Source organism: Candidatus Saccharibacteria bacterium oral taxon 488, from assembly GCA_013099195.1.
Classification (GTDB): Bacteria; Patescibacteriota; Saccharimonadia; order Saccharimonadales; family Saccharimonadaceae; genus Nanosynbacter.
This window is the reverse complement of sequence record CP039999.1, coordinates 109,810-127,714: the sequence shown is the minus strand read 5'-3', so window position 1 is coordinate 127,714 and position 17,905 is coordinate 109,810. Positions and strand designations below refer to the sequence as shown.

Here is a 17,905-nt window from a genome sequence, read left to right as displayed (position 1 = left end):
TTCCTATCCGTTTGATTGGCCCATCTCCCTGTTGTATCTCTTTTTGAGATAATCAGCCTGCAGTTGTGCAATTACTCGCGCCCGTTCGTACGGATCATCTTTTGTCAAGGTAATAATCCGCTTCAATTTATCAACCCACTCCTTCTCAATCAAATCATCATCACCAGCTATCAGCGGCGTATCGTCAGTTGACGTCGTCGATGCAGGAGCCTGTACCGCTGGAGGCGCTGGTGCTGGAATAGTCGGTAGTGCTGTTGCTGGCATCTGTGAGTTCGCCACATTTACCGCTGAGCGTTCGGCGGAGCGTTTCTCAGTCTCTACCTGATTTACATCGTCATCCAGCCGAAGCTCGCCGCTTGAAGCGGGCGGTAAGCTCTCAACCGGTGGACGCACCTGAGGCAACTCTGGATTCATACCTATATTGTACCACGTTACCGATAGAGTTCCTACGCCCTAAAATCGTTTGTGTACATAAAAACAACCAAGGCTCAAAAAAAGCACCAGAAGCAGGACATCCCACGCCGTAACACCACCAATTGATTGCATTCCCAGTAAGATAACCGGTATAAGCCCGATGATACTCGCATAATAATATAATTTCAACGGTGTTACCGAGGCCAAGCCACGATACATATTATGTTGAACAACACGCATCGCTATACGCTTCACCGCAGCCATCACCAAATAACAGATCGACGCAGTTGCTATATACAGACATACGAAAAACGCTAGGATACCCAACGGACCAACGCTCATTGGCGTCACCGTGTGCACCAATACGACATCTGCCGTCGCAGCCAGCGCCGCGACCATAGTAACATACCGACACTTCATACTCACACTATATCATAGACTAAGGGAGCCCAGGCGACGAACCATTATATGATCAGGTGAACCATCCGCCGCACTCAATAACTATTAGGGCGCGGTCACCTGTTCAAAATCCGCCGCTCAGGGCAACTGACCGCTCCGAATTTCGGAGCATGTCCTTGCGCAACGTTCCTCTTCCTGCACATCCAGTAGTCTCATTGCTAATCACCTAACAAGGATTAACTGGATGCGCAGTGGTACTAATTATACGCGCGCTCAACGCGTTACATTGCAACTGTTAACTACAGGTTAACAATCACAAGTTCGGCGGAGCATCGGCAACACTATGGCGGAATAATCTTTTGTTATTCTGGCTTCATACTGCTGCCGACTATACGCCAAACGATATGCGTTACTGTGAATTCGGTCACGTAAATTGTTAATGTTGTTATTGTTATTTATTATTGTACTGATTTTTGCTTTTTATTCTCTTAAAAGCTTGTACTAATACTATCATGCATACGCTTATCGGTCAATACTTCACATAAAAAATATGTTGTATTTATAACTTTTTTGTAACAATCTTTACATATTTTCATCTGTTATGTTCTATGAAATGTTTTATACACAACATTGTAATATAAACATATGCTTACTATACCGCCCGCTAATCCATAGTTCTTGTATAGCCACTCCATACGACATCATAAATCTGACAAATAATCTAGCAATTAATGCGGCTCGCTGAACGTTTCCACAAATAAAACACCAAAACAACCAAGCCCTTAGCGTATCCCGTTTCGCCATCTCGCAGGTAAAACACCGGCCGTGCGGGGCACCGACCAGGAACCATCAGGGTTCAACCGTCTCGTCCAGCAACAACCTATATTTTCATCAAACCACTTCACTGACCCTCTAAATTATGTGGTATTTTTTACCTAGATTTTTTCTCAAAGATTATTGACATAACCATTTTTATCATTTACTATAGGGGTAGCTTCTGAATAAAAAAGTTATACACAACTTGTCGGGAGCCAAAAATAAACAGCACACGTAAAACTCCACTTTTTGAAAACAACCACTACTCGCAGGTGGTTGTTTTCATTTCATAGCAACACACGCAGCCACATTATCACCTGTTTTACGATAAAAAATCGACCTCTTTAGGTCGATATATAACTGTCTGGTGGAGCTGCCGGGTACTGCCCCCGGGTCCAACTGGTATCATGATATCCGTCTACGAGCATAGGTTCTTTTAATTTATTTTATAACGTTGCTCGGCTTAAAAACGAACCAAAAAACCAAGCTTCGTTACGCGGAGAAAGTCCCACATGTCCGCCGCTTCCGAACATGCAGCCAGCAACATATATATGACACCCTAGGCTTTGCCTGTTGCCGCAAAGCAAGGACGGTCGCTTAAATTAAGCAGCGACTGGCGCAGCAGCCATCGGAGTGAAAACACTCTTCAGGCTAGCAAATGCACCTGCAAGTTTAGACTTTGCAACTAAAACATACGTTACGCGTATCGTCGGCTCGCAGAATATCTTGATAAAGTCCAATTGTCGAAAGCTATATCAGCCCCATCAATCTGCCTTGAATTATAGCAACCTTCCCTTTTCAAGTCTAGCTATCTATGCTTTACTAGGTATATGGTTAGCAAGGTAGTTTCAGCGACGCCATATGGCTTTCACGGTCAGCTTATTGAAATTGAAGGCGACATATCACGAGGACTACCTGGACTACAAATCGTCGGACTTGGCAACAAAGCAATCGATGAATCGCGTGATCGCGTTCGCAGCGCCATCAAGAACTCGCTACTTGATTTTCCAAAAGGTAAAATTACCATCAATCTCGCCCCGGCGGAACTACCAAAAGACGGTACGCAATTCGACCTACCAATAGCCCTCGCAATTCTCTGTCTCGGCAAACAACTTCCTCAAACCGCCCTAGAGGGAGCGCTATTTGCTGGTGAATTGGCACTCGATGGTAGTCTTCGCCCCATTCGCTCGGCCATTACTATTGCCGAAACCGCCAAGCAGCACGGTATCTCGACGGTATACCTACCAGCTTCCAACAGCGAACAAGCCTTGCTTATTTTTGATATTACCGTAATCCCCGTCAATAATCTGACCGAATTATTTCTCCACCTCAAACAAGAAAAACTCATCCAACCCGCAGTAAAAACAAAGCAGCAATATCGCCAAAAGAAACGCGGCATCATCATTGATGACATCCGCGGACAAGAGCAGGCCAAGCGAGCTGTCGCCATTGCCGTCGCGGGTAGGCACAATATTTTGCTGTCCGGACCACCGGGATCCGGCAAGACCATGCTAGCACGCGCACTCAATTCACTCCTGCCGCCGCTATCTGACGTTGAGATTATCGAAGTAACGAAACTCCACAATCTTGACGGCAATCAAGTTAGTCATGATATCGTTACCGACCGACCATTTCGCACACCACACCACACCGCAAGCCGCATATCAATGATTGGTGGTGGCGCAAAGGCCACGCCCGGCGAAATTAGCCTCGCGCACCACGGCACACTTTTCTTAGACGAATTATTAGAATATCCACGAACGACATTAGAATCGCTTCGTCAGCCGCTTGAGGATAAGCAGATCACAATTTCCCGCGCCCAAGGTAAATACTACTACCCCGCCAATTTTATGTTAGTTGCCACGATGAACCCTTGTCCATGTGGTTATCTGGGCGATCCAGAAAAAAGTTGCCATTGCTCATCGACCCAAATCCTGAACTATCAGAAACGATTATCCGGCCCGCTCCTTGATCGTATTGATCTAACAATCAATGTTTCCCGCGTCGCACATGAAGATTTGTTGTCCCGTAAGTCATCGTCGGATTCACAACAAAAACAGTTTGAAACTATGATTAAGGTAGCTCGTACACTACAAACTAACAGATACGGTAATGGTAATAAATACAACGCTGATATAGATGGCAGTAGTGTTGATAAAATAACTGCCCTAACGACTGAGGCCAAGCAATTTCTCCTTACAGCCGCCAAAAAGCTTGACCTAAGCGCTCGTGGCTATTTCAAAGTTATCAAGGTTGCTCGCACTATCGCTGATCTTGAGTCATCACTAGAAATAACCATTCCTCATGTCGCCGAAAGCCTACAATACCGACAGATTATCCCGACCTAGTGCTTGAAATCGACCCCTATACCTGATACAATGACTGATGAAATTAATCTAAAATTGCTTCAAAAGGAGAGCTAGGAGATTAATAAATCAATTCGTATTAACGGAGCGATCCGTGCTCGGGAACTGCGCGTTGTTGGTTCTGACGGTGAACAGCTGGGGATAATGCCCCTGCGCGACGCCCTTCAAGCGGCGGAGGATGCGGGACTTGATCTCGTTGAAATATCACCAAATGCCAATCCACCAGTCGCCAAGATTATTGACTGGGGCAAGTTCCAATATCAGAAGATCAAAGACCAGCAGCGCAACAAGCGCGCGGCAAAAGTCGGCGATCTCAAGCAAATGCGCTTTGGCCTGAAGATTGGCGCTGGCGATCTCGAAGTCAAGCTGCGCAAAATACGAGATTTTCTCGCCAATGGACACAAGGTCCGTATCCAAGTCGTCTATAAGGGTCGCGAGATGGCGCATAAAGAAGTCGGTTACGAATTGATCCAAAAAATCACTGATCAGCTTGAGGAAGAGGCAATTCTAGAACAAAAACCTCAGATGGCTGGTCGCAATCTGAGTGTGGTAATAAGGAGTAAATAATGCCAAAACTAAAGACCCACAAAGGTACCGCAAAGCGCATTAAGTTAACGAGCTCTGGCAAGTTAACTCGTCAACGTGCATTTGGCGGTCACTTCTTAGCCAAGAAGTCAAAAAGCCGTAAGCGGGCGATTAATACAACAGCGAAAGTAACAGGCTCGATGGCAAAGAATGCCCGACGGGCAATGGGAGTTTAATCTATGAGGGTAAAACGAGGCGTCCCTGGACACGCAAAGCACAAGAAAATTCTGAAAGCCGCTAAAGGCATGCAGCACAATCGAACTCGTAGCTTTCGCTTAGCGAAGCAGGGGGTAATTAGAGCTCTGCAATATGCCTATCGTGATCGACGCAATAAAAAACGAGACCTCCGCAGCCTGTGGATTACCCGGATTAACGCAGCCGCTCGCCAAGAGGGCACGACGTACGGCAGGCTCATGGCTGCTCTCAAGGCAAAGAATATTGAGCTTGACCGAAAAGTGTTGGCAGAGTTAGCCGTTAACGAACCTACGGCCTTTACCGCAATTGTTAAAGCAGCACTATAAGAAAGCGACTTCAGCAAACTAAAACCTTCTCCGCTGAGAGAAGGTTTTAGTTTACAGCCTACCGATAAGCCGGGTTCTGTCGCGAGCGATCATCTATCTAGTTTACCTGTTGCCAGATAAATCAAGCGGTTATCGGTCTACGAGCGGACAACTCATTTGTAGACCTCCTTGCAGTCGACAGGGTTTACCTCTCCTCTGTGTCACCACCGAGGACTGTAAGCTCTTACCTTACTCGTTTCACCTTTTCCTTTGTGTCTATCGCCACAAAGGTAGTTTTGTTTCTGTGGCACTTTCCCTAGGGTTACCCCCGGTCGCCGTTAGCGACTGTCGGTGTCCTTTACTGCCCGGACTTTCCTCTTGGCTTCACCGCCAAGCGATCGCTTAGTAGACTGCCCTATTATTATACATCATAAAAGCCCCAAGCAGTGCAAGCACGTGATATTCCCCCGCATAGATGCAAGGTGGGTATCCGCAACCAGTCACCACGATGACTGACCATTAGGACTCCCTATCATATGATGTTAGGAAAATCATATGCGCCCGCCTACCTGAGGCTATCTCTATTATACACCAAAAATCACGCAAAAGAATTGGATAATACCGTTCGTAGCAAACGTCATAATTCGCCCAATTGCCGCCTGTCCGATCATAATGATAATGAACACCACCATTACCCCGTAGCGCTCAATCCACTCCATGCCACGGCGCACACCCTCTGGAGCAAGCGCGTACAGCACCCGCGACCCATCAAGTGGTGGCAGCGGCAACATATTAAACACGAAAAAACCTAAATTGACCAACACGACGAGGCTAATGATTTGCCCCACTAATATATTTTGAATCAGCCCGCCGCTAGTAATAACCCCGCTGACGACACCCACGCCAAACGCTAAAAACGCTAAAAACAAATTAGTCAGTGGCCCAGCAAGCGCTACAAACGCTGCGCCCCATTCACCGTGTCGTACGCGCTGAGGATTAAATGGCACCGGTCGAGCACCACCAAAAATTGGCAGCCCTAGCATAGCTAGTAATAATGGCAGCAAAAGCGTCATGAACGGATCAATATGCTTCAGCGGGTTTAATGTCAGCCGCCCCTCTGCCTTGGCTGTATCATCTCCAAGGAAATAGCCCATAAACGCATGCATCGCCTCGTGTAGCGTCATTGAGACGAGAATGACCACCAAGACCATACCTAAATATGCCAAATCCATAATTACCATTATAACACCTTGACTAATTATAGAAATACCGCTACAATACGATAGATTGTTTAGTTAATATAAAGCGAGGTTGGAAATGGCATCACGATGCGAACTAACCGGCAAAGGCAAGCAATACGGTCACAACGTTAGCTTTTCCCTTCGCCGTACCAAGCGCACTTTTAAGCCAAACCTACAGAAGAAAACTCTTGTAGTAGATGGTCAAAAAGTCACGTTGGTTCTGAGTACTCAAGCAATTCGTACTCTTAAAAAGAAAGGGCTGTTACGCCCGATACAGACAAAAACCGCCTAAGCTCAATCCCCCTCCTGACAAGGAGGGGGATTAGATTATTGGTGCAACGTATCGACCAGCCTAGCTCCGCGCGACAATAATGATTGATAGTTGTTCAGGTAAAGATGCCACCCCTTTCACCTTCCACTTTGGCCCAGCGTCAACAGTCTCCACGCCCATTTCGCTAACAAACACCGACAGGTCATCTTGCGGTACTTCGTAGTGTAGCGCGCTATCAGCATAATGTACCGGGATAACTACTTTCGGCTCCAGCTGGCGTACCATATGAACCGCAGATGTCGCGTCAAGCGTGTAACCACCACCGCCAACCGGTATCACAACAACATCAACGACACCAATCTCCTCTAGCTGAGACTCTGACAATTTTGGGGCAACGTTACCTATAATCACAACACGCACACCACCAATTGCTAAACGGTAAATCGTTGATTTTTTAACATCAGTTTCCGTATCAATGTGTCGCCAGGCTGCCACCCCTTTCAGAGATACGTCGCCGACCTCATATTCACCCGGACCGCTGAAGAGTAACCGTGGTGTTACATTACTTGCGGCAAATCTATCCTCTGACAATATCTCAACATCCTGCCCCCCGAGATTATCCTTAAGACCAACCAGCGATAACGCTGGATCAAACGCAATTTTTACCATTTTCGTTGTAAAAATAACATTATTTGCACCTTTGTATTCTACTTCAAACATATACGTCTCCTTATCCTAGTATGCTCTCTGCGTCTACCACAACCGAGTGCTTACTATTCATTATTTCCATCACAAACTTATCTCTAACGCTCAGACGATAGTAAAAATCATCATAGCTCATTACAGCATAATTCAGCTCTCTCCCCTCGGCTTTTTCAATTTTCTTAATGGCGACACCCACTCTCGACTCCGATAGCCGACCAACTAACAGTATATCAACCCGACTCGTTGATCCACGCACTAACGCACCGGCAACTATAGCGATCTTCAGCCCGGACAGCCGAGCAATATCGTTCACCCACGGTATACTGTTCTTCTTGTTATGGTCAACCTGTTCACTCGGTCGTTCATCGGCAAAAATCATCTTTAGTGGCGTGAAGTATGCATACTGCTGATTCGCAGCATAATACAACTTATTGTCATAATTATTCGAAACAATGACTCCGACTCTGAGCATATTTGATAGTTCACGCCGTACCGAGTTAATTTGCTCGCCGATCAATCGCGTAATCTCTCTAACATAAAACGATTTTTCAGGGTTCGCTAAAAACAGGTGTAGTAACTTCACCCTCGTTTTTGAGCCGAACAGCGCATCAATCATGTATTAAAAATTGTACCATAAATTTTACGCCTGAGCCAAAAGTTGTGACAAATAGTGTTCAGCGGAGTCAAGGGTCACCCACATGATAAACGGGTTGCGTCGCAACCATGTCATCTGGCGCTTCGCCAGTCGCCAATCAGCCGTGATAAATCGCTGTTTTAATTCACCCTCAGTAATATTTTTATTCAGAGACTCCCGGGCCAGCGGATAAACATTACCTGTCATAGCCTCACTGCCCCAGCCATATTTTTGGCCTAGTCGAATTGCCTCATCTACAACATTATTTGAAAATAATTGTTCAGATCTGAGTATAATTCTTGTTCGCAGTATATCTTTATTCGTAGCAATTCCTACAACGATACTATTATCTCTAATTCCTGTACTACATCTGTTAATATTATTTTTTTGTTCAATAGCACGTATAAGATAGCGTTTATTTTTGTCATTTTCTGGTAATTTTATGTTGTGTATACTACAATAATATTGTAGCTCGGCTACTGTCCTTTTTTCTAGCTCATGCCGTAAAGTAGGATCGGGAGGAGCTCCAAATTGAAAATCAAAAATTACTGCATTGATATAGAGACCCGTGCCGCCGACAAGAAATGGTAAACGCCCCCGAGAGCGAATTTCACTTATTTTTTGCAGAGCATACTCCTTAAACTGTGCGGCGCTAAATGTCTCACCCGGGCTGACCAAATCAAGGCCCCAATGGGGCACGGCTTCTCGCTCAGCCATAGTTGGCTTTGCGGTACCAATATCCATGTCTCGATATATTGTTCTGCTATCGGCACAAATTATTTCGCCATTATACTGTTTTGCCAGGCGAATCGCCAGCGAGGTCTTACCGCTAGCAGTCGGCCCCGCGATAACAACTAGGGGTAATTTTGCTTTTATAGTTTCGGCCGCCATCGTCGTTCCTCAAAATCAATTATCCGCCATCTCTCATCGCAATAAATACCATCTTGTTCAAGTAGCTGCCTTTGCACACCTTGCCCACCCGGAAAACCTACCGCCAAGCCACCTTTCGCGTTCACTAGGCGATGCCACGGCAAATTCTCTGGGCCACCATGCGCTATCCCGCCCACAATTCGCGCTGCGTGCGGGTGTCCAGACAGTGCTGCCAAGTCACCGTACGTCGTCACCTTGTCGTCAGGTAGCTGCGCCATGAGAATATAGATCCGGTCTCGCAAGCTAGCTATTGGCAATTCGCTCAATTTCCACCTCCACTTCTGACCACGAATGGCATCGCACCACTCTATCCGGCAAACTATCTGCTCTATTCCAAGTATAATCACCAAATAAGATGGCATTACGACCAGTCTCGGAAACAGCTAAACAATGTTTCAACTGATCATCAATTAAAACATCGGCATTAATTTGCGTGATTAACTCGGTTTTTGTCAGTTTATGAGAGCCCTCGTGCACTGTATCCCATAGGCCAGAGAAGTAGACCGCAGAACTGGCGAAAACCCCTGGAAAATGCTCCTCGATCCAAAGCAGTGTATCGCTTTGCACCTGCAAGCAACGCGAAGTAGCCACCATGAGATGATCCACCTGCGACATGTTTCTAAGCACCTCCTCCGCCCCCCCTATATAAGCATATCCCTTTATCGCACCAGAGTCGTGAAAGACATAAGCACGCCGTTCTGCCTCCTCGCTATCAACATGCCACATCTCTGACCAATGTTCGCTATAGTCATCAACACCCAATCGTGTGCCCCACCGTTCATTACTAAATGCCACAAACCCGATTGCATTTTCTGCTAGAACATCGTCAATGTCAATTGCAATTCTTAGCCTACGCACAAGATTACAGTCCCCGTACATACTCAGCTAGCTGTTCAAGCGGAATTTGCTCTTCACCCGCATGCGTCCTGATGCTTACGACACGTGCTATCTGATCCTTTGGCCCAACAATAATCTGTATTGGTATTTTTACAACAGTCGCCTCACGAATCTTTTTCCCAAGGGATTCATTACGACTATCTATTGTAAATCTTACATCGTTGTATTTTATTGGTTTCATTAAGGTCACCTCTGATAAAATCGATGTAATTTCATCAACGTAGTCTGAGACGGTGTCATTAATCGTTAGAATACGTACTTGTTCTGGCGCCGCCCAAAACGGGAACCAACCACCCGTGTGTTCAATGAAGACGCTCAAGAATCGTTCAATCGACCCGAGCAGCGCACAGTGAATCATCACAGGTGTTGTAAAATTACCATCACTATCTGTGTATTCCAAACCAAACCGTTGCGGCTGCACGAAGTCTAGCTGCACTGTCGCGACTTGGTGCTCACGACCGATAGCGTCAGTTGCCATGAAATCAATTTTTGGTCCGTAAAAAGCAGCCTCACCTTCCTGCTCAAAATAGTCCAAGCCAACTTTTTCAACTGCTGATTTCAACTGATTTTGTGCGGAAGCCCACAGCTCACGTTCGCCCAAATATGCATCAGAATCATCGCGATAACTCAGTCGAACCCGCAGTTTCATATCAATAGTACCGTACAATTCCTGGGCAGCGGACAACAAATTATTGATCTCTTGCTCAATTTGATCTGGACGACAGAAAACATGACTATCGTCCTGGGTTAATGAGCGCACGCGATTCAGACCACCAAGCTCACCGGTTTTCTCGTCACGATAATCAGTGGTCGTCTCCAAGTAGCGCACCGGCATATCGCGGTAGCTACGAGGTTGTGAAGCAAAAATCTGCGTATGGTGCGGGCAGTTCATCGGCTTTAACGCCATTTCATCACTGGTTTCCTGGCTTTTAACCAAAAACAGCTCTTCGCCAAATTTGGCCCAGTGGCCTGACGTTTCATACAAATCCTTTTTGGTAATATGCGGCGTCCAGACTTTTTCAAAACCAAACCTCTGACGCAGCTGATTTGAGTATTGGGCCACGGTATCGCGCAAGATAGTTCCACGAGGTGTAAATAATGGCAAACCAACCCCCACGAGCGGCGAGGTGGTGTACAGATCAAGCTCCTTGCCTAACTTGCGGTGATCACGCTGTTTGGCCAGCTCTAATTTCTCCAAATATTTATCCAGCTCTTCCTGCGTAGCAAAAGCTACACCGTATAGTCGCTGCATTTGAGGATTCTTTTCATTGCCCCGCCAATAGGCGCCCGCAACCCGCATCAACTTAAATGCACCAACCTGACTGGTATTTACAGCATGCGGTCCACGACACAGATCCTTAAACGACCCGTTGGTATAAAACGAAACTTCATCGAGCGCGCTATCACCTTCGGCAATTGTACCCATTTCTGCAGCGTCCAGATCTTTTGCTACCGTTGTCCCGGCACGTTTTAGGTCATTAAGAAGTTCTTCTTTATATGGCTGATGGCTATCTTTGGCCCATTGAATTGCTTCATCAATTGGGCATTTTGTGCACACAAAGTCTTGCTTTTCGGCAATGATTCGTCGCATTACCTTTTCAATTTTATTAAACTGCTGCTCACTGATCTTCGTTTCACCAAGATCAATATCGTAATAAAACCCATGTTCAATAACCGGACCAACTCCAAACTTGGCGTCTGGCCATACCCGCTGCACAGCCGCCGCCATAATATGCGCCAGGCTGTGTCGCATTGCATAGAGTTTATCTTCGCTCATAAAACCTCCTTTAAGTAATTATAAAAGCACGCCCAACGCGTATAGCGTGCGTGCCTCGGTCCTGGGGACGAGCCAGGAGGTTCCACCTTGGCGATGACTCTTGCTCCGGCTGGTTTCGTGCGCCGCAACCGCTTTCACGTTGCTCGAGAGGTGGTTAGTCTCTGTCCTTGCTATTCTCACCGTATCATAGTTAAAAGTTCCGGGCAACCCTTACGACGCATGGACTAGGTAGCGGATCCGTAATACTACACCAAGAAACGACATGACGGCCAACCCCTACGCTCTCCGCAAGAGGTAATTGCATTCACCACTAATTCCTGCTATTATTGACAATAGTCGGGCGATTAGCTCATTTGGCTAGAGCGCTTCATTGACGTTGAAGAGGTGAGAGGTTCGAATCCTCTATTGCCCACCATTATTGCATACAACCCTCGCAGTGCGGAGGGTTTTTAGTTTTTTCTATTTTACACATTTTTATATACTTTTCCACTAGTATTTTTTATAGCGATATGTCAATATATTGATATGATTTGTATAAATTGTTTTCACGATAAAACTACTACAAAAAACTCCCGCAAGCACACGAAACACCCCAGCGTCTGGCGGCGACGGGCTTGTCCAGAATGTGGCGCAGTCTTTACGACATACGAACAGGCTACGCTAGACGGGCGCATGGTGCTAACACACGACGGGTCAACCACCCCTTTCAATTTAGGAAAGCTCATCATAAGCATTAGCCGTAGCTTTCAACATAATAAGCATGCTGCAGCACATGATAGCTACTTCCTTGCACAAACTGTGCAGCAACAGATTATCAAGCAAGGTAAGCCGCTATCTACGCAAATCATCACTCAAATAACACACATGATTCTCCAACGCTACGATCCAATAGCGGCACTCCAGTATGCCGCTCAGCACCGCCTCATCACTTCTCGACGACGCGGCGGGAGGTCTTCGACCGTTTACGTGCAGCCGCCCTCTGGCGAGCGTTAATCGCCGCTGTAGCTTTTTCGGTGACGTCAAACTTATCGAGATATCGCCCGACTAACAGGCGAGTCTGCGCGGCAAACGCCGCAGCAGAGCTATAGACAATAGACGTCACTGGCATCAGCACCCACTGTAAAAGCATCCAGACACTTCGACGTCGCGTGTAGCGAACTGGACGCGGTGGTAAAATCTTGAAAGCACTAAAAATCGCTATCGCCATACCAATCAACGCAATTTGCTGCAGCGTACTCACCGTATCAGGCAATTGATGCGCGGCGACACTACGAGCTGCTTCGGCATTAACAATAAGCGGCACCCAGCCACCAAAAGCAACTAGAACCGAATTGCAGGCTAACGTCACATTTCCATCAAGTAGCCGCACAAACCGTGAGAAACCAGCCCAAAATGGTACATTACGCTGCTTAGTAAAGACCCGTTCACCAACATACGCAACATCAGATGCCCCATACGCCCAACGACGAAACTGGATAAACTGCGCTTTGAGCGTTTTTATATACGTAGCTGACAATACCGCGTCTTGATAAATCGGTACATGGAGTGGCACGACCCCGTAGTTACCACCAAAATAGAAGTAGCTGCGCCAATACTGGTGGCCGTCTTCGACGATCGTTCGAACACTCCAGAAGTCCATCTCAACGAGCGCATCCATCGGCTGAGCATGTGAAGCAAAATTACGTAGCGAATGAGGGCGCATTGAGCTAATAATATTCCAGAATGAGTTACCCGTCGCGACCACACGCATCGGCGCCGGCACATCCCAAATATTACTAGTAAATAGGCAAACCGGTTGATACGAGTAGTGCTTACGGTCCTCGCGGACGATATATTCGTATGTCAGGTAGTCAAAGTAGGTTTCATGTGGCTTATTATCACAGTCCATCGTCGTGACAATAACATTACCGTACGGAATATGCTGCTTCTCAAGCCACCCCTTCAGCCAGCGCCCGGCATGTGTAATATTGCCACCCTTGCCGATCACCTCATTCGGAATGTCTTTTGGATGCTTGACGATATGAAAGGCGTGAAAATACTTGCCATAGCGTTTTTGCAGTGTCTTGGCAGTTGTGTCAATATCCTTACCGCCTCGCTCTTCATACGCAAATACCATAATCATACGCTTTTTATCATACGTAGTAGCGATTACTGCTTGAATGGCTGGTTCGATTACCTCAATGCTCTCATTATAGGCTGGCATGATGACTGCATTATAAATTTCAGATGGTTTCGGGAAAAACCCTGGCTGTGCAGAAGCAATGAGACGTAAGTTTTCTTTGTGCTCTGCAAAGCCGACCTCCTTCTGTCGCTGGTCACGAATACGTGCATATACCGCCTGCGGATCTTCGAGATCTTCAAGACGCGCATGCCAATTGATCAGACACGCCTTATCCATCCTGGCACGGCCAGCGACCATATGATAGGTAATGCCAACCACGCGCACCATCATCGACAGGATGATAATAAGCAGATAGAGTGACGCAAGCAGTGGACTAAAAATCGACAGTATGACAAGAAGAATAATTGCACCATAGCTCAACAGACCCGGCAGAATCTCTAAAAATCGATAGAGCGGCTTTCGTTTACCAAGTGGTATTTCTATATCCATAATTCTACACCACCGACGCGATTACGATTATTGAGTAAGCAAACAGTGCTAGTATAACTGATATAGCGATTGTGAGCCAAAGAAGTGCCAGTGCTAAGTCTCGACGCTGTACCACAGCAAGCTTAGCGCTCAATATGATGTGCCCAACCGTAATCATAAGCTGCAACACGCCATACGTCCAAAGCGAATACCAGTGACCACGATAAAGCCCCGTCACACTAAATGCACTATGCTGAACAATAACTTGGGTTTCTTTAGGCTTGATAGTAACAGCAAAGGAGATAATAATTATTGACGCTAGTAAGATATTAACAATAACAAGACCAAGTAGCCAGCGGTCTTTCATTATCTGTCGTAATGTGTTTGTAATATGGTTCTTCATGCTGTTCTGGAGCCGCTGACCGGATTCGAACCGGTGACCTACGCTTTACGAAAGCGCCGCTCTACCAACTGAGCTACAGCGGCACGTCTCCCCAAGAATTATAGCAGATGAGTGAGGCTTTCGCAAAGATGATGACGAGCAGGCCGGAGGCTATTTCTACTCACCAGACTCACCAGACTTTTGTTCGGCTGGCTGATCAAGATGAACGTAATAGGTAACTTTCTTGTCATTGATCAACTTATCAAAATTAGCTTTAAATGTCGTCAATGGAATCTTGAGGTATGAGTAGGTGATTGAACCGTTATCCCGTGAGCGTGGCTGAACAAAGTAGTAGCCATCGCCACCGAGCGGCTTAATAACCCCAGAGATCGTGCCATCTGCGGTTCTAATCGCCGCCTCGGTCAAGCCACCGTCTTTGTTGGTCTTCGGAACAACAGTCTCTGGCATTACTTGTACTCGTTCGCCTAACGCCGCCGCGACATCGGTCAACGATTTACCGGCCTTGAGCTGTGCTTCAACTTCCTTAACAAGGTTGGCCGCCGCTTCATCAACGGCAAACGATACTTCCCAGCGCAGCAGCGATGCCCTAATGCCATCACGCGCCTCATCAAGCGACCAGCCAATCATATCTTTTACCGCCGAACGGTAGGCTTCTTTTGACAGGCCGGCATCCTTTTGCTGGCGGTCCATCTCTTCATCAACTTTTCGATCATCAACTGATATACCCCTTTCTCTCGCTAGCTTACGCACATATGCATCCTGCACCGCTTGGTTCATGGCCCGCTGCCGCTGAAAAGCGACTTTATCACCAGCCTGATCTTGACCCTGAGTCTTAAGCACCGCCATATTACCGCGGTTATATAGTAAATAATCACTATAGCGCACAAATTCCCCTTCAACTGAACCGGCCGGTAGCGGCAAAATTTTGGTAATACGATATGCTAAATCGCTTGTGTCCTTCCAGACATAGAGTTGCAGATACAATAGGACAATCACCGTCACGAGTCCAGCAATACTAATAAATACCGTGTTCCAGACTAGTTTATGTTTGGAGTATTGTATCGGGTATTTGTGTTTGCGCCCACCAGCCAGCACCTTTTCGCGATGCTCCGCGACCGTGTCATTGGTAATCCGTGACGGCAGTGAGCGTTTGTCCTTTTTCTTACCCTTCGTTGTCTTCTTTAGCATGATCACTCCTTTCAGCAGCGAGGTCCACCGCATCTTGCAGCTTATTATAAATCTTATCTGGGTGCTCGACATTTTTAATGACAAGGTCCCCGACAAACGTCTGAATAACTATTGTACCAAATTTGAACATTTCGCCCGTAAAACCAGGCACGACATAACTGATATTCTGGACTTTCGCTAGTTTAAGTTCAATTACATCCTTACCAAAAAAACCATGCTGCGTTATCTGGCGAAGTCGCTGATTTGTCACAATGTAATATGTATAAAACCACATTAAAAAATGATAACCAAACAGAACGAGTCCAAAGATGAAGCTGCCGAGAAATACCCATAAAAGATTGAGATTATCCTGCCAAATAAGATACGGCAGCGCGCCAATCGTCATCGGGATGAGTAATAGATAAAAACCCTTACGCATAGCAATAATATGCCGGCGAAACACAAACAGCAACTCCTCGCCATCGCGCTGGCCATCAAATGATTTATCTAATTTGGCTTTCTTCGTCATAATTCTTTGGTACCCCGGGCAGGAGTCGAACCTACAACCTTATCCTTAGGACGGATCTGCTCTATCCAGTTGAGCTACCGAGGCACACATAAAAAACCACCCGTGTTAATTATAACACGGGTGGTCGTCGGTCGCGACAATGCTACCGAGTAAACTTTTCGTTTAACGTCGCATAATCCATCAACTCTTCGGGTTTAAACCAGTGGGCGACTTCTTGCGCCGCCTCGTCAGGATCACCCGATGCGTGAATCAAGTTCGGCACACCCTTCTGGCACTCGTTGGCGTAGCCAAAGCTAACATGCGAATAGTCACCACGAATCGTACCCATATCGGCAGACTTTGGCTCGGTTGGGCCAACAATTTTACGCACCACGGCAACCGCTTCAACTCCTTCAAGAACCATAGCGATAACCGGCCCGTCCATCATCATATCAAGCGTCATGTCAAAAATTTCTTCACCACGACGGGTCACCATCTTGCCAATCGTTTCGTAGTGCGCAAAGTAGTGCTCACGACCCGGAGCAACCATCTTGACACCGATAATCTTGAGGCCAACACGCTCAAACCGCTGCAGGATTTCGCCGACGATCCCCCGCTGTACTGCATCAGGCTTGAACACAATCAGTGTTCGTTCAATGCCACACATATTCTTCTTTTTTGACTCAGCCATACGCCTCCTTCGTGTATTATTTTCTTCATCATAGCAAAAACTAGCCATTTGATAAACGGTATAGATGTTGTTAAAATTAACCTATGTATTTCTCCGAAGCATTAGCAGATTTCCTGGAACACCTAGAAGTTGAGGGTGGACGCAGTCCTCGCACCATTGAGAACTACAAACTATACCTTGAACGCTTCATTGATTTTGCTGGTGATATTGATGTTGCAAAAATAACATCAGAGACAATTCGTAAATATCGCCTCTGGTTAAACCGTTATAAAAATAGCAACACCGGTGAAGAATTGTTGTTAATTACACAAAACTATCACTTGATCGCCCTGCGTGGATTATTGACGTATTTATCACAACGAGACATCTCATCACTGGCGGCCGACAAGATTACCCTACCAAAAACCGTTCGCAAACAAGTCACATTTCTTCACTACGACGAGGTGGTACGACTAATTGAGCAGATCCCGCTGGACAATGAGCCGGGCCTTCGCGACCGAGCAATCATTGAGCTTTTGTTTTCGAGCGGACTGCGCGTGTCGGAGCTTGTTAACTTGAACCGTGACCACATAAATCTCGCTCGACGCGAGTTTATGGTGCGCGGCAAGGGCCAGAAAGACCGGCCTGTATTCGTTTCAATGTCCGCTGCCGAGCACGTCAAAAACTACCTTGATGCGCGAAGTGACAGCTTGCCGGCTCTATTCATCAGCTATAGCAGGCGCCTAGCAAAGCCATCAGTTTCCGGCGATTATCGTCGGCTGAGTGCTCGCTCAATCCAGCGGATGGTATCGCACTATGCCCGACTTGCTGGCATCACCAAGCACGTTAGCCCGCACACTATGCGTCATAGCTTTGCCACCGACCTTCTGATGAATGGAGCGGACCTACGGGCGGTACAATCGATGCTTGGTCATAGCAATATCGCCACGACCCAGATTTACACACACGTCACCGACCAGCACCTCAAAGACGTCCACGAACGCTTTCACAGTGATACGAGATAGACCCCTA

General features: G+C 46.7%; 20 protein-coding genes, 3 tRNA genes and 2 other RNA genes. 7 read left to right on the top strand and 18 right to left on the bottom strand.

All coding sequences use genetic code 11. The annotated features are described in order from the left end of the window. Positions 1 to 3: 3 nt before the first annotated feature. The 3 genes from FBF28_00665 to ssrA all read right to left on the bottom strand — a co-directional run bounded on the left by FBF28_00665 (position 4) and on the right by ssrA (position 2,392). Positions 4 to 414, bottom strand: a complete 411-nt coding sequence (locus FBF28_00665) for a hypothetical protein (protein QJU08086.1) — start codon at positions 412 to 414, stop codon at positions 4 to 6. A gap of 39 nt (positions 415 to 453) precedes the next feature. Continuing rightward, a complete protein-coding gene (locus tag FBF28_00660; protein QJU08085.1) occupies positions 454 to 834 on the bottom strand; it encodes a hypothetical protein in 381 nt (126 codons plus the stop codon). Positions 835 to 1,994: 1,160 nt separating this feature from the next. After that, positions 1,995 to 2,392: a transfer-messenger RNA gene (gene ssrA / locus FBF28_00655) on the bottom strand. 67 nt (positions 2,393 to 2,459) lie between these two features. On the opposite strand from ssrA, the gene FBF28_00650 reads away from it, so the two are divergent. From FBF28_00650 to rplT, 4 genes are all read left to right on the top strand, one after another. Beyond that, on the top strand, positions 2,460 to 3,977 hold the full coding sequence (locus FBF28_00650; protein QJU08084.1) for an ATP-binding protein: 1,518 nt from the start codon (positions 2,460 to 2,462) through the stop codon (positions 3,975 to 3,977). 90 nt (positions 3,978 to 4,067) lie between these two features. Further along, a complete protein-coding gene (locus tag FBF28_00645) occupies positions 4,068 to 4,562 on the top strand; it encodes a translation initiation factor IF-3 (protein ID QJU08083.1) in 495 nt (164 codons plus the stop codon). Continuing rightward, the gene (gene rpmI / locus FBF28_00640; GenBank protein QJU08082.1) at positions 4,562 to 4,756 is read left to right on the top strand and encodes a 50S ribosomal protein L35; all 195 of its coding nucleotides are present in this window, start codon (positions 4,562 to 4,564) and stop codon (positions 4,754 to 4,756) included. Before FBF28_00645 ends, rpmI begins: the two co-directional genes overlap by 1 nt. Positions 4,757 to 4,759: 3 nt before the next feature. Next, complete coding sequence (gene rplT / locus FBF28_00635) at positions 4,760 to 5,101, top strand: 50S ribosomal protein L20 (GenBank protein ID QJU08081.1); 342 nt, start codon at positions 4,760 to 4,762, stop codon at positions 5,099 to 5,101. A 49-nt stretch (positions 5,102 to 5,150) separates the two neighbouring features. Here the strand turns inward: rplT and rnpB are convergent. Next, an RNA gene (gene rnpB / locus FBF28_00630) (RNase P RNA component class A) lies at positions 5,151 to 5,494 on the bottom strand. Positions 5,495 to 5,664: 170 nt separating this feature from the next. After that, positions 5,665 to 6,321, bottom strand: a complete 657-nt coding sequence (locus FBF28_00625) for a site-2 protease family protein (protein QJU08080.1) — start codon at positions 6,319 to 6,321, stop codon at positions 5,665 to 5,667. A gap of 76 nt (positions 6,322 to 6,397) precedes the next feature. On the opposite strand from FBF28_00625, the gene rpmB reads away from it, so the two are divergent. Beyond that, positions 6,398 to 6,613 (top strand): 50S ribosomal protein L28, encoded by a 216-nt coding sequence (gene rpmB, locus FBF28_00620; GenBank protein QJU08079.1) that lies wholly within the window; start codon positions 6,398 to 6,400, stop codon positions 6,611 to 6,613. 60 nt (positions 6,614 to 6,673) lie between these two features. Here the strand turns inward: rpmB and FBF28_00615 are convergent, their stop codons facing one another. Genes FBF28_00615 through FBF28_00590 form a run of 6 tightly spaced genes read right to left on the bottom strand, consistent with a single transcriptional unit; the run spans position 6,674 to position 11,535 of the window. Further along, a complete protein-coding gene (locus tag FBF28_00615; protein QJU08078.1) occupies positions 6,674 to 7,312 on the bottom strand; it encodes a Zn-dependent hydrolase in 639 nt (212 codons plus the stop codon). A 10-nt stretch (positions 7,313 to 7,322) separates the two neighbouring features. Then, complete coding sequence (locus FBF28_00610) at positions 7,323 to 7,913, bottom strand: transcriptional regulator (GenBank protein ID QJU08077.1); 591 nt, start codon at positions 7,911 to 7,913, stop codon at positions 7,323 to 7,325. A 24-nt stretch (positions 7,914 to 7,937) separates the two neighbouring features. Next, the gene (miaA, locus tag FBF28_00605; GenBank protein QJU08076.1) at positions 7,938 to 8,822 is read right to left on the bottom strand and encodes a tRNA (adenosine(37)-N6)-dimethylallyltransferase MiaA; all 885 of its coding nucleotides are present in this window, start codon (positions 8,820 to 8,822) and stop codon (positions 7,938 to 7,940) included. Beyond that, a complete protein-coding gene (locus FBF28_00600) occupies positions 8,804 to 9,127 on the bottom strand; it encodes a cysteine methyltransferase (protein QJU08075.1) in 324 nt (107 codons plus the stop codon). The genes miaA and FBF28_00600 overlap by 19 nt, the downstream gene beginning before the upstream one ends. Then, positions 9,105 to 9,740, bottom strand: coding sequence for a hypothetical protein (locus FBF28_00595; GenBank protein ID QJU08074.1), 636 nt, complete (start codon positions 9,738 to 9,740; stop codon positions 9,105 to 9,107). Before FBF28_00595 ends, FBF28_00600 begins: the two co-directional genes overlap by 23 nt. Continuing rightward, entirely contained in the window at positions 9,724 to 11,535 is a 1,812-nt protein-coding gene (locus FBF28_00590; GenBank protein ID QJU08073.1) for a threonine--tRNA ligase, read from the bottom strand. The genes FBF28_00595 and FBF28_00590 overlap by 17 nt, the downstream gene beginning before the upstream one ends. Before the next feature lie 338 nt (positions 11,536 to 11,873). Here FBF28_00590 and FBF28_00585 point away from each other — a divergent pair. Then, positions 11,874 to 11,950, top strand: a tRNA-Val gene (locus tag FBF28_00585). Between the two features lie 510 nt (positions 11,951 to 12,460). On the opposite strand, the gene FBF28_00580 is transcribed toward FBF28_00585, so the two are convergent. The 7 genes from FBF28_00580 to FBF28_00550 all read right to left on the bottom strand — a co-directional run bounded on the left by FBF28_00580 (position 12,461) and on the right by FBF28_00550 (position 16,870). Continuing rightward, a complete protein-coding gene (locus FBF28_00580; GenBank protein QJU08072.1) occupies positions 12,461 to 14,146 on the bottom strand; it encodes a hypothetical protein in 1,686 nt (561 codons plus the stop codon). A gap of 4 nt (positions 14,147 to 14,150) precedes the next feature. Next, entirely contained in the window at positions 14,151 to 14,492 is a 342-nt protein-coding gene (locus tag FBF28_00575; protein ID QJU08071.1) for a hypothetical protein, read from the bottom strand. Between the two features lie 43 nt (positions 14,493 to 14,535). Beyond that, positions 14,536 to 14,611, bottom strand: a tRNA-Thr gene (locus FBF28_00570). 73 nt (positions 14,612 to 14,684) lie between these two features. Continuing rightward, positions 14,685 to 15,716 carry a hypothetical protein gene (locus FBF28_00565; GenBank protein QJU08070.1) on the bottom strand — a complete coding sequence of 344 codons (1,032 nt, stop codon included), beginning with the start codon at positions 15,714 to 15,716 and terminating at the stop codon, positions 14,685 to 14,687. Beyond that, positions 15,691 to 16,224, bottom strand: a complete 534-nt coding sequence (locus tag FBF28_00560; protein QJU08069.1) for a PH domain-containing protein — start codon at positions 16,222 to 16,224, stop codon at positions 15,691 to 15,693. Before FBF28_00560 ends, FBF28_00565 begins: the two co-directional genes overlap by 26 nt. Positions 16,225 to 16,231: 7 nt before the next feature. Further along, positions 16,232 to 16,308, bottom strand: a tRNA-Arg gene (locus tag FBF28_00555). A gap of 58 nt (positions 16,309 to 16,366) precedes the next feature. Further along, on the bottom strand, positions 16,367 to 16,870 hold the full coding sequence (locus tag FBF28_00550) for a nucleoside-diphosphate kinase (GenBank protein ID QJU08799.1): 504 nt from the start codon (positions 16,868 to 16,870) through the stop codon (positions 16,367 to 16,369). Between the two features lie 107 nt (positions 16,871 to 16,977). Here FBF28_00550 and FBF28_00545 point away from each other — a divergent pair, with 107 nt between their 5' ends. Continuing rightward, positions 16,978 to 17,898, top strand: a complete 921-nt coding sequence (locus FBF28_00545; protein ID QJU08068.1) for a hypothetical protein — start codon at positions 16,978 to 16,980, stop codon at positions 17,896 to 17,898. Positions 17,899 to 17,905: the final 7 nt, after the last annotated feature.